The organism is Amycolatopsis roodepoortensis (assembly GCF_024628825.1).
In the GTDB taxonomy this organism is placed as follows: domain Bacteria; phylum Actinomycetota; class Actinomycetes; order Mycobacteriales; family Pseudonocardiaceae; genus Amycolatopsis; species Amycolatopsis roodepoortensis.
Window position 1 is genome coordinate 3,422,678 of the sequence record NZ_CP102415.1, and the last position, 12,138, is coordinate 3,434,815.

At 69.0% G+C, this 12,138-nt stretch carries 9 protein-coding genes; all 9 read right to left on the reverse strand.

The annotated features are described in order from the left end of the window. Positions 1 to 13: 13 nt before the first annotated feature. The 9 genes from NQK81_RS15880 to NQK81_RS15920 all read right to left on the reverse strand — a co-directional run bounded on the left by NQK81_RS15880 (position 14) and on the right by NQK81_RS15920 (position 12,129). Positions 14 to 901: a sugar phosphate isomerase/epimerase family protein gene (locus NQK81_RS15880; protein WP_257488825.1), complete on the reverse strand. Its 888-nt coding sequence runs from the start codon at positions 899 to 901 to the stop codon at positions 14 to 16. 10 nt (positions 902 to 911) lie between these two features. Then, positions 912 to 1,916 carry a sugar phosphate isomerase/epimerase family protein gene (locus NQK81_RS15885; protein WP_126733941.1) on the reverse strand — a complete coding sequence of 335 codons (1,005 nt, stop codon included), beginning with the start codon at positions 1,914 to 1,916 and terminating at the stop codon, positions 912 to 914. Further along, on the reverse strand, positions 1,916 to 5,044 hold the full coding sequence (locus NQK81_RS15890; protein WP_306856042.1) for a ThuA domain-containing protein: 3,129 nt from the start codon (positions 5,042 to 5,044) through the stop codon (positions 1,916 to 1,918). Before NQK81_RS15890 ends, NQK81_RS15885 begins: the two co-directional genes overlap by 1 nt. A 367-nt stretch (positions 5,045 to 5,411) precedes the next feature. Continuing rightward, positions 5,412 to 6,785 (reverse strand): alkaline phosphatase family protein, encoded by a 1,374-nt coding sequence (locus NQK81_RS15895; RefSeq protein ID WP_257488827.1) that lies wholly within the window; start codon positions 6,783 to 6,785, stop codon positions 5,412 to 5,414. Further along, positions 6,782 to 7,852, reverse strand: coding sequence for a metabolite traffic protein EboE (gene eboE, locus NQK81_RS15900; RefSeq protein ID WP_257488828.1), 1,071 nt, complete (start codon positions 7,850 to 7,852; stop codon positions 6,782 to 6,784). The genes NQK81_RS15895 and eboE overlap by 4 nt, the downstream gene beginning before the upstream one ends. Continuing rightward, on the reverse strand, positions 7,849 to 8,712 hold the full coding sequence (locus NQK81_RS15905) for a TatD family hydrolase (RefSeq protein ID WP_257488829.1): 864 nt from the start codon (positions 8,710 to 8,712) through the stop codon (positions 7,849 to 7,851). The genes eboE and NQK81_RS15905 overlap by 4 nt, the downstream gene beginning before the upstream one ends. Before the next feature lie 2 nt (positions 8,713 to 8,714). Further along, on the reverse strand, positions 8,715 to 10,130 hold the full coding sequence (locus NQK81_RS15910; protein ID WP_257488830.1) for an EboA domain-containing protein: 1,416 nt from the start codon (positions 10,128 to 10,130) through the stop codon (positions 8,715 to 8,717). Then, a complete protein-coding gene (locus NQK81_RS15915) occupies positions 10,127 to 10,975 on the reverse strand; it encodes an SCO3242 family prenyltransferase (protein ID WP_192746325.1) in 849 nt (282 codons plus the stop codon). The genes NQK81_RS15910 and NQK81_RS15915 overlap by 4 nt, the downstream gene beginning before the upstream one ends. Further along, entirely contained in the window at positions 10,972 to 12,129 is a 1,158-nt protein-coding gene (locus tag NQK81_RS15920) for an inositol-3-phosphate synthase (RefSeq protein WP_257488831.1), read from the reverse strand. Before NQK81_RS15920 ends, NQK81_RS15915 begins: the two co-directional genes overlap by 4 nt. Positions 12,130 to 12,138: the final 9 nt, after the last annotated feature.

Below are 12,138 nucleotides of genomic sequence, written 5' to 3' on the forward strand. Positions count from 1 at the left end.
GTGGATTCCCCAGCTAGAAGCGGACGTTGCGGAGATAGGTGAATCCGGTCTGGGCGGTGCTCAGGGGATCCGTGGGGTTGTCGTGCTCGACGATGTATTCGGCGAGGTGGGGACGGGTGTGGCGGAAGATGCGCGGGAAGTCGATGACGCCCTTGCCGGGGTCGACCATCTCGCCGGCCGCGGTCCGGTCCTTGACGTGGTACTGGACCACGCGCGGACAGTGCTGCCGGTACAGCGAGACCGGGTCCATCCCGCCTTCCACCGCCCAGAACAGGTCGATCTCCAGGTGCACGTACCGCGGGTTCGTGTTCCTGGTGAGCACGTCGTACGGGCGCACGCCGTCGATGGGCGCGAACTCGTGCGCGTGGTTGTGGTAGCCGAGCGGGATACCGGCCTGGCGGAACTTCCGCGCCGCCGTGTCCATCCGTCCGGCGAACTGCTTCCAGCCGTCGATGGTGTCGAAGTTCGCCCACGGCACGTTGGCGCGGGTGTTCCCGAGGATCTTCGCGTCCGCGATGGTCTTGTCGAGGTCACCGTCGATACCGACGTGGGTGGACGTCGCCTTGATGTGGTTCTTGTCCAGCAGACCGCGGAACTCTTCGGCCGAACGGCCGTAGGTGCCCGCGAGTTCGACCTTCCGGTAGCCGATGTCCGCCAGCGCGGACAGGGTTCCCGGCAGATCGGCCTGCAGCGCGGTGCGCAGGGAGTAGAGCTGGATGCTGATCTTGTCCACCGGGACACGGCCTCGACCGTGGTGGCCGTGTCCCTGGGTCTCCGCCTCGGTGGCCGCACTGGCCAGGCTCGGCAGGGCTACCGCCGCGCCCACCGCGACGGCCGCCGTCGCCGCGCCGCGGAGGAGTGCCCGTCGAGAGTGGAACTGCTCAGCTTCTTCACCGCACATGAAACCGCCCTCACTTCTGGTTGCTGAAAGCCGCGTCGAAGGCCGCCGACGGCTTGTCGAACAGGAGCCCCCGCAGAAAGGTCACGGCCTCCGCCGCGCCCCGGAGCCGGTCCATGCCGGCGTCCTCCCACTCCACCGAGATCGGACCGGCGTAGCCGATCGAATTCAGTGCGCGGAAGCAGTCCTCCCAGGGCACGTCGCCGTGCCCGGTCGAAACGAAGTCCCAGCCGCGTCGGGGATCTCCCCAGGGGAGATGCGAGCCGAGCCGTCCGTTCCGTCCGTCGAACCGCTTCCTGGTGTCCTTGCAGTCCACGTGGTAGATCCGGTCGGCGAAGTCGAGGATGAAGCCGACCGGGTCGAGGTCCTGCCAGATGAAATGCGAAGGATCCCAATTCAGCCCGAATGCCGGACGGTCGCCGACAGCTTCGAGCGCACGTTTCGTGGTCCAGTAGTCGTACGCGATCTCCGACGGGTGGACCTCGTGGGCGAACCGCACGCCCACCTCGTCGAAGACGTCGAGGATGGGGTTCCACCGGTCGGCGAAGTCGGAGTAGCCGTCGTCGATGACCGCCTGCGACACCGGCGGGAACATCGCGACATACTTCCAGGTCTTCGAGCCGGTGAAGCCGATCACCGTGTCCACGCCGAGTTTCGCCGCCGCGCGGGCGGTGTCGGCCATCTCCTTCGCCGCCCGCTGCCGGACGCCTTCCGGTTCACCGTCGCCCCACACCCTGGACGGGATGATCGCCTGGTGGCGTTCGTCGATCGGGTCGTCACAGACGGCCTGGCCGACGAGGTGGTTGGAGATGGCCCACACCTTGAGGCCGTGCTCGGCCAGCAGCTTCAGGCGGCCGGGCACGTAGTCCTCTTCGGACAGTGCGCGATCGACCTCGAAGTGGTCGCCGGAACACGCGATCTCGAGGCCGTCGTAGCCCCATTCGCTCGCGAGCCTGCACACCTCGGTGAACGGGAGATCCGCCCACTGGCCGGTGAACAGGGTGATCGGACGGCTCATCAGTTCTCCTCGAAGGTGATCGCGTCTACGTCGAACAAGCCGCCGGAACCGCCCTTGAACACGAGGAACAACGGGCCGGTCCCGCCGGGGTCGGTGATGGCGGACGCCGGGATGTCGGCATAGGTGTCCCAGCCGCCGGTGTTGGCGACGGCGACCGTCTGGACCAGCGGCCCGTCCACCGCGCCCGAGCGAACCTCGATCGTGCCGCCCGCGCCACCGGAGGAAACCCGGTAGCCGATGCCGCCGACACCCACGAGGTTCACCGGGTCGAATTTGATCCAGTCACCGGATTCGATGTGGCCCACGCGTTTGCCGCCACTGGCGCCGGCGTGCGCGACGACCTCGATCCCGCTGGACTGCGTGTAGAACTCGGCCTGCTTCAGCTTCGGCTGCAGGATGGACTCGGCCTCGCCGGTGAGCGCGGGCACGCCGTTTCCGCCGTTGTCGGTGTAGCTGGCGTTGATGACGCCGAAGACGTTGGCGTCCGCGCCGTGTCCTTCGTCGGCGGGCGTGGCGATGGTGCCCTCACAACCGGTCGCACGGCTCAGCGGATGCCCGTGGCCCTCGTGCCCGAGGATGTATTCGACGGTCACCTTCGAGCAGTCGATCGGGTTGTCTTCGGCGTCGGTCACCTCGACCTTGAACGGGACCATGTCGCCGAAGCTGAACACGCTGCCGTTGACCGGGGTCTTCAGCGTGACCACCGGTGCGGTGTTGCCGACGGTGACCACCACGCTCGCCGAACCGGTCAGCCCGGTGGAGTCGGTGACCGAGAGCTTCGCCGTGTACTGGCCGTTCGCGGCGTAGGTGTGGGAAACCGGGGTGGCCTCGGTGGAGTCGGTCGTGCCGTTGCCGTCGAAGTCCCAGGCGTAGGTCAGCGCCTGGCCGTCGGGGTCGTTCGTCCCGGCCGGGTCGAACTTGACGGCCAGCGGCGCCTGCCCGGACGTCTTGTCCGCGGCCACCTTGGCGATCGGTGTCCGGCGGCCCTTGGTGTAGTCGATGCGGTAGACGGCGGATTCCTTCGAGCCGCCGAAGTACCCGGTGCCGTAGTCGAGGACGTACATCGCGCCGTCCGGGCCGAACTCGACGTTCATCGGGCGGACGAGGTCCATCGAGTCGAAGAACGGCTTGATGGCGCCGCGTTCGCCGTTCGGTCCGACGGTGATCTCCTTGATCCAGCCGCGTTCCCATTCGTAGGCGAAGGTCTTGCCGTCGAAGTACTCCGGGAACTTGGTCTGGGACGGGTTCTTGGCGTCGTAGTGGTAGACCGGGCCGCCCATCGGCGACTCGGGGCCGGTGCCGAACTCGGGCAGCGAACCTCCGTCGTACGGGATCCACGCCTTCTCGACCGGCGGCAGATCGGTCAGCCCGGTGTTGCGCGGGCTCGTGTTCTTCGGCTTGGCGCAGTCGAAGGCCGCACCGGACTGCTTGGTGGCGAAGTCGTAGTCGATGAACGGCTGGTTGTCCCCGATGCAGTACGGCCAGCCGTAGTTGCCGGGCTTCTTGATCAGGTTGAACTCGACCGTGCCACCGGGACCACGCTTCGGGTCGGCCGCGCCGGCGTCGGGACCGTAGTCGGCCAGGTGGATCCAGCCGGTCTTGCGGTCGACGGCGAAGCGGAACGGGTTGCGGAAGCCCATCGCGTAGATCTCGGGCTTGGTCTTGGCCTTGCCGCGCGGGAACAGGTTGCCCTTGGGGATCGTGTACTTCCCGTTCGCGCCGACCTTGATCCGCAGCACCTTGCCGCGCAGGTCGTTGGTGTTGGCCGAGGTGCGCTGCGCGTCGTACACCGGGTTGCGGTCGGCGCGTTCGTCGATCGGGGTGAACCCGTCGGAGGCGAACGGGTTGGAATCGTCCCCTGTGGACAGATACAGGTTGCCCTGCGCATCGAAGTCGATCTCGCCGCCGGCGTGGCAGCAGATCCCGCGTTCGGCGGGGACCTGGAGGATCTTCTGCTCGCTCGCGAGGTCGAGCTTGTTGTCGGTGCCCAGCTTGAACCGCGAGAGCTGGTTGTAGCCCTTGAACGGCTCGAAGTCGGCCGGGGTGCCGTTCTCCGGCGCGTCACCGGCCGGGGTGTTCAGCTTGGGCGCGTAGTACAGGTAGACCCAGCGGTTCTTGGCGAAGTCCGGGTCGATGGCGACACCCTGGAGGCCGTCCTCGTCGTGGTTGTAGACCGGGATCTGCCCGGCCAGCGACGTCGTCGCCGACGAGCTGGTGTACCAGACGCGGCCGTCGCGCGAGGTGTGCAGGACGTCGCGGTTGGGCAGCACGGAAAGCGCGATCGGCTCGCCGGTCTTCTCCTCGCCCTTGGCCAGGGTGATCTGGTCGAAGTCCGCGTCGACCGGAGCTTCCTGCTGCTTGGCACAGCCCGGTTCGCTCAGCTTGGTGGCGTACTTGATGCCGCCGGCCAGATGCTTGAGGAAGGCCGGTTCGGCGTAGGAGGCCTTGGTGTGCCCCCCGCCGGTGTACCAGGAGCGGCCGCCGGAATTCTCGTGGCACCAGGCGATCGGGTGGTCACCCATCGCGCCGTCACCGGGCTGGTAGCTCTTCTCGTCCAGGCTCGCCAGGACGTGGACGTCGCTGCGCGGATTCTCGCGGTAGTTGTACCACTCGTCCGTGCGTGGCCACGTCTCCGGAAGATCCACAGTGGACACGTGGTCGTGGTCTTCGATCTTGACGTTCGCCTGCTGGATCTGCGGGTGGGACTTGAAGTACGCCCCGACCAGCTCCCCGTACCAGGGCCAGTCGTATTCGGTGTCGGAGGCGGCGTGCACGCCCACGTACCCGCCGCCTCCCTTCACGTACCGCTCGAACGCGGCCTGCTGGTCCACGTTCAGCACGTCACCGGTGGTGGAAAGCCAGACCACCGCGTCGAAACGCTTGAGGTTCGCGTCGGTGAAGGCGGCCGCGTCCTCGGTCGCTTCCACCCCGAAGTGGTTCTGCGCCCCAAGGTCCTTGATCGCTTTGACCCCGTCGGGGATCGAATCGTGCCGGAAGCCCGCGGTCTTGGAGAACACGAGCACCGTGGCCGCTTCGTGCGCCGATGCGGTCTGCACCGGTAGCGCGACGCCTGTCAGAGCCGTGACCACGGATGTGACGAGCACACCTAGTCGTCGTTTCAAAGACATAGCAGTGGCGATCCTTTCGATGAGCGGCGGCGATCAAGGAAGGACTTGCGGGTGGAGCGTCCTTTCGTGAGGTGGGGTGGGGAGGGAGGGTGCGGGTGGGGAGGAGGTCGGGTTGGTCGTGAGTGGCGATTCGGGTTCTAACCCGAATCGCCACTCACGACCCCCTGGACCGGGCGGCTCGCTGGGGCTGAGCCGATTCGGGATGTTGCGAAAGCCACTTTCGCAACGTTGGAGGTTGCGAAAGTGGCTTTCGCAACGTCGGGACCGGCGGGTGCGGGCGACCATGTCCCGAAAGCCACTTTCGAGACATCAGACGTCGCGAAAGTGGCTTTCGCGACACGCACCGGCCACACCACCCCGCCACCTCCTACTTCAGGCCTTGCAGCGACAACAACAGCGGATGAACGTCCGTCGCACCCACCCGACCGGACGGCTCGAAGGCCGGGTCGGAGCACAGCAGTACGGGACCGTCCTCTGTGGAATCCGGCAGGCGTCCGTGCGAGCCGCGCACCCAGCGCGGATCGGTCGGGACGACGTCCATCGCGTACCGGAGCCCGGCGAACTTCTTCGCCAGGTTGAGCCCGGCCCGCGCCTTGGCGAACTTGTCCTCCGGGTCGAAGAACAGCTCGGCGGGGTCGTAACCCGGTTTGCGGTGGATCTCGACGCCGCGCGCGAAGTCGGGCTTCCGCTCGTCGTCGAGCCAGTAGTAGTAGGTGAACCAGGAGTCCGGCTCGGCGACCGCGACGAGTTCGCCTGCCCGTTCGTGGTCGATGCCGTACCGCGCCTGTGCCTCGCGGTCGAGCACCTCGTCGACGCCCGTCAGCTCGCCGACGATCGAGCGCACCCGCTCGAGATCGGCCGAGTCGCGGACGTAGACGTGCGCGACCTGGTGGTCGGCGACGGCGAACGCGCGCGACGCCCACGGGTCGAGGTACTCCATCCCCGCCTGGGTGTAGACCTCCAACAGGCCCTCGCGCCGCAGCGCCCGGTTGATGTCGACCGGCCGGTGCACGTTGGTGATCCCGTACTCGCTGAGCGCGACCACGGTCGCCCCGGCGTTGCGGGCGTCGTCGAGCAGCGGCGCGAGCGCGTTGTCCAGCTCCCGCGCGGCCTTGCGTGCCTGCGGCGCGTCGGGGCCGAAGCGCTGAAGGTCGTAGTCGAGATGCGGGACGTAGGTCAGCAGCAGATCCGGCCGTTTCTCGCGCAGGATCTGCCGCGACGCCCCGATGACCCACTTGCTCGACTTCAGCGACGCTGTCGGGCCCCAGTACTGGAAGAGCGGGAACTCCCCCAGCGCGCCGGTCAGCTGGTCGTGCAGCTCGGGCGGACGGACGTAGGCGTCCGGCGACTTGCGGCCGTCGGCGTGGTAGATCGGCCGCGGGGTCACCGTGACGTCGGTGCTCATCCCCATCGCGTACCACCAGCAGACGTTCGCCGACGTGTACCCGGGATGCGCCGCCCGCGCGGTCTCCCACAGCTTCTCGCCGCCGACGAGCCGGTTGTGCTGGCGCCACAGGAAGATCTCGCCGAGTTCGCGGAAGTACCAGCCGTTGCCGACGATCCCGTGCTGCGCGGGCATGAGCCCGGTGAGGAACGTCGACTGCGCGCTGCAGGTGACGGCGGGCAGCACCGTGCCCAGTTCGGCCTGCCAGCCGTCTCGCGCGACGGCGGACAGTTTCGGCATGTCCCGCAACGCCTTCGGGGTCAGCCCCACGACGTCGATGACGACCAAGGGTTTCACGCGGACACCCCTTCCTTGACGAGGTTGGCCTGTGCCCATTCGAGTTCCGCGGCGATCCCGCCGACGAGATCACCCGCGTCCGGGAGCACGCTCCAGGTGTAGGTCTCGACCTCGATATGCGGTTCGCCGGGCAGTCCGGCGGCGACGGTGCGCAGCACGTCCGTGGTGGTGGACAGCGGCGCGGCCGGGGCCTGGTGCAGCGGCATGTGGAAATGCACGCGCCACGGCCCCTCCCCCGGCAGCTCGGTCCAGGCTTCGGGCAGGTCGTCGGCCTTCCGCACGACACCACCGGAAAACTCCCGGACCTGGTGCAGGTACCGCGGTTCCGCGAAAGCGGCCAACGCCTCACGCGCTTCGGCGGGCTTCTCGACGTGCAACGCGGCGGAGGCCTGCACCTTCACGATGTCCACATCGGACTCCGCGATCGCCTTGAGCGTCTCCGCCGGGTCGGCAAACGACACCGCGAGATGACAGGTGTCCAGGCACAACCCGACGTACTCCGGGTCGACACGGCCGGAAAGCCAGCCCAGCGCGTCGGCCACGGTGTCGAGCACACAGCCGGGCTCCGGTTCGACCGCCAGTTTGATCGGCCGGTCACCGATCGCGCGGACGACCTCACCGAAGGCTTCGGCCGCGCGGCGGTCGTCCTGTTCGTTCCATGGTTCACGCCAAGCCAACGGCAGCGTCGATATGCTGCCGTAGGAAGCATCCTCGGCGAGGAGATCGGACAGCACGTTCACGCAGTCGATCGTGTACGCGACCCGGTCCGGGTTCGTCCACTCAGGACGGTAGACCGCGTGCTTGACGACGTCGTCGTGAAAACCGCCGTACGGGAAGGCGTTGAGCGTGTACACCGAAAGCCCGCGGGCGTCGAGTTCGGCGCGGAAACGCTTGCGTGCTCCCGCGTCTTCGGCGAGCCCGCGCGCGACCGGCGCGGAAAGCCACAGTCCGACGCCGAGCCGATCGGCGCCCAGCCGCTCGCGCACCGGGAGCGCGTATCGCTCCAGCTGCGCGACGATGCCGTCGACGTCTTCGGCGGGGTGGACGTTCGTACAGTAGGAGATCATTTGCGGGCACCTCGCAGCACCGAGTTGCCCTCGAAAGTGACGGCCTCGCCGGTGAAACCGGGCAGCGGGTCGAGCGTGAGCCTGCCGCTGAGCCCGTAGAACTCGACCGGGTTCTGCCACAGCACCTTGTCGACGTCGGCCTCGGTGAACCCGCCGTCGAGCATCGCCTGCCCGGTCTTGGCGGTCTTCAGCGGATCGGAGCGACCCCAGTCGGCGGCCGAGTTGACGATCATCTGATCCAGCCCGTACTGGCGCAGGATCTCGACCATCCGGTGCTCGTCCATCTTGGTGTCCGGGTAGATGGAGAAACCCATCCAGGCACCGGAATCCTTGACCAGCTTGACGGTGACCTCGTTGAGGTGGTCGACGACCACGCGCTCGGGCGCGACGCCGGCCTCCCGCACGACGTCGAGGGTGCGCTTGGTGCCTTCCAGCTTGTCGCGGTGCGGGGTGTGCACCAGGACGGGGAGGTCGTGCTCCAGCGCCATCGCCAGCTGCTGCGAGAAGACCTCGTCCTCTTCCTTGGTCATCGAGTCGTAGCCGACCTCGCCGACCGCCACCACGCCGTCCTTCGCCAGATACCTCGGGAGCACGTCGAGCACCTCGCGGCAGCGGGGGTCGTTGGCCTCCTTGGGGTTCAGCGCGATCGTGCAGTGGTGCCGGATGCCGAACTGGGCGGCGCGGAACCGTTCCCAGCCGATGAGCGCGTCGAAGTAGTCGGTGTAGGAGCCGACGCTGGTACGCGGCTGCCCCAGCCAGAACGCGGGCTCGACCAGCGCGCGGACACCGGCCGCGTACATGGCTTCGTAGTCGTCGGTGGTCCGGGAGGACATGTGGATGTGGGGATCGAAGATACGCACGGTCAGCGGCCTTCCTTGAGCAATGAGAGGGCGTCGGCGGGAACGTCACGTCCGGCCGCCCTGCGTTCGTCGGCGAAATCGGCGAGCATTCTTCGAAGCTCGTCGTCCGCGCGGGAAGTGAGGTCCGCGACGGCGGCCAGCGGCACCCCGACGAAGACGCATTTGAGGACGCCGTGGCGCCACGTGTGGTCGTCCAGGAACCGGGCGAAAGCCCCCATCGCGGCCGCGACCAGCCTGATGTCGTTGGCGCGCAAGGCGTCTTCGACCAGCCTGATGCCGGTGTCGGTGACCTCGGCGCCCGGGAACTCCAGCGCGTTGAGCGCCCGCAGGACCCCGCGCCGCTCGGCGTCGTCGCCGTAGCGGTAGAGATCGTGCAGTTCCGTGGCCAGCGCGGCGTCGTCGAGGACGTCGGCCAGCACCTTCACGAGCCGGACCCGCGCCCGGTCGTCGACGGTGCCGTGGATGAGCCCCCGCGGGTCGGTGTCCGGGCGCAGCGCCTCGCGGCCGACCTCACGGCCGACGGCCGGGAAGAGCGAGCCGATCACCGACGGCTTCTCCCGGATCCGGCGTTCCGCCTTGGCCGACCACGTCTGCGGCATCGCGGCGGTCAGCGCCTCGAACGCCCGGCGCGCGGTGTCCGGCGCGGCGTGGCTGTGCCGGGGCAGTTCGACCGCGGCCAGCCCGGTGTAGCCGATCTCCGCCAGTGCGGCGAGCGTCCCCGGCAGATCCAGATGTCCGTCGCCGAACTCCAGGTGTTCGTGGACCCTCGGCAGCATGTCGTCGAGTTGCACGTTCCACAGCAGCGGACCGGCGAGGCGGACACATTCGGCCGCGTTGACCGGCTCGACCGCGACGCAGTGCCCGACGTCGAGCGTGACCCCGAACAGCTCCGGCTCGCCGAGTTCCTTGCGCAGGTCCAGGACCTGGCCCAGATGCTGCACGAGGTGGCCGGGCTCGGGTTCCATCGCCAGCCGCACGTTCAGCCGCGCGGCGTGTTCCAGGACCGCCGCGACGCCGTCACGCAACCTGGACCAGGCAAGATCATTGTCTACAGTGGACACTCCGGACCAGAACGAGACGCAATCCGCGCCGAGATCCCCGGCGATGCGCAAGGCCCGTGCCAGGAAGTCGATCCGCAACGCGGGATCGTCCGAAAGCAGCGTCGGCGAGTGCTTGCGCCACGGGTCGAGCAGGTACCGCGCGCCCGTCTCGATCACGACGCGGTTCAGGCCGAGCGCCGAAAGCCGCGAGGCCACGTGGTCGACCTGCCGCGCCAGATCGTCGGCGAACGGGTCGAGATGGTCGTGGTCCAGCGTCAGCGCCACCCCGGTGTAGCCGAGGTCGGCGATCACCGCGAGCGCGTCGTCGAGGCGGTGGTTGGAAAAGCCGTTGGTGCCGTATCCGAGGGAAAACGTCATGTGGGGCTCACCTTCCTCGACAGCTTGCGGGCGATCGGGAGTGCGGCGGCGACCAGCGCCGCCCCCAGTACCGAGCCCTTGGCCGTGACCGCCGCCTGCAGCGGGACCATGCCGTGGATGCCGGATTTCGTCGCCGAGCGCACGGACTTCGCCGACGGGTCGCGGACGGCGTCCGCCTGCGCCCTTCCGACCAGGCCCGCGTAGCCCGAACCGGCCGCCATCGAGGCCGCGCGATGCCAGCCCCCACGTGCCGGTCCGGTCAATGCCAACGTTGTCGCCGCGCAGCTGGTGGCCAGTGCCGCCCGGGCGGTCGCCGGGTTCGCGCCGTGCACTTCCCCGGTGGACAACGCCGTGACGCCGAGCGTGTGGACGCCGACGGCCGCCGCGGCGGTGGCCGCCTTCTTCGGCGAGTCACCAGCGCCCAGCAGGACGTCGAGCGTGCGGCAGGCCGCCATCGCCACCGGCCCGGCCGGCGTCGGTTTGAGCACGGTGTCGTAGGCCCACACCGCCGCCGCGAGCGGGACCGCGACCCGCATCGACCGGCGACCGCCGCCGAGCGCCGCCAGGCCGAGCCCGGCAGCGGTCAGCGCGGCCCCGGTGGTGAGCGCCGCGCCGGCACTCACCCGCCCGGACGGGATCGGCCGCTCGGGACGCTCCACGGCGTCGAGCTTCCGGTCCGCCCAGTCGTTGAGGGCCATCCCGGCCCAGTAGAAGGCGACCGAGGACAACGGCAGCAGCAGCCGTCGCCCGGTCATCTTGAGCCCCGCCGCGGCGGATCCGGCGACCGTGTCGCCGAGCACCGTCAACGCGGCTGGCGCCCGCACGAGCTCCACGTAAGCCTTCACAGGGTTCCCGCCCAGGCGATCAGGCGGGCGGTCTGCTCGGCGAACCGGTGTTCGTCGCTGCCCAGCGGATCCTTGAAGAAGAAGCCGAGCTCGGTCAGCGCACCACTCTGGCCACCGGCGTGCGCAGCGGTCACCAGCCTCGCGAGGTCGAGGATCAACGGCGCCGCGAGCGCGGAGTCGTAGCCGGTCCAGGTGAACTGCAGGCTCATACGCGCGCCGAGGAAACCCTCGAACGACACGTGGTCCCACGCGGTCTTGATCTCGCCGAGGTCGGGCACGTTGTCGATGTGCAGCGGCGCGGTGACGTCCTCGCCGAGCAGCGCCGCGAGCCCGCGGGCCTTGGATTCCAGCTTGCTGTTCGCGGTCACCGGGTCGGCGAGGGTCTCACCGTCGCCGCCGCCCAGCAGGTTGGTGCCCGCCCAGGAGCGGACCTTCAACGCCCGCGCGCTGAACATCGGCGCGAGGACCGTGCGCAGCAGCGTCTCGCCGGTCTTGCCGTCGCAACCCGCGTACGGCAGGCCTTCCCGTTCAGCGAGCTGCCGCAGCGCGGGCAGGGTGACCCCGGCGGACGGCGTGAACTCGACGTACGGGCTTCCAGCCTTCAGCGCCGCGTAAGCCGACAGGGAGCTCGGCGGGAGCACCGCCCGTGCCGGATCCACCAAAGCCGCTTCCAACGCGTCGAGGTCGTCGTGTTCGGGCAGGTGGGGGCACGGGGCCTCGGTGGAGGACACGTTGACCACCACGACCCGCGCGAGGTCGTGCCGGTCGGCGAAAGCCCGGATGTCCGCCGTCAGCCGGGCGGCCGCGTCGGCCTGGGCACCGGTGTGCGCCGCCGGGTGGTAACCGTCGCGGATCTCGGCGTCCACTTCGGCCAGCCCGGACCGGACCGCGGCGAACACCGCGTGCCCGAACACGCCGGCGTGCGCCAGCTGCTCGGCCCGCTTCTCCAGCGGCGTATGCGCGATGTCGTGCCCGCCGAGGACCAGATCGTCCCAGCCCGGCAACGGAACCCGGGCGAACGCGGGCAGCTCGGTGACGCAGCCGCCACCGCCGGTCACCCCAGCGCGCAGCGCGAGGAGCCCGACGGCGGCCGTGGTGGCCACCGACCCCCTCGCCCCGATCAACCAGACGCCCGTACGCTCGTGAGCAGGCATTTCCTCCAC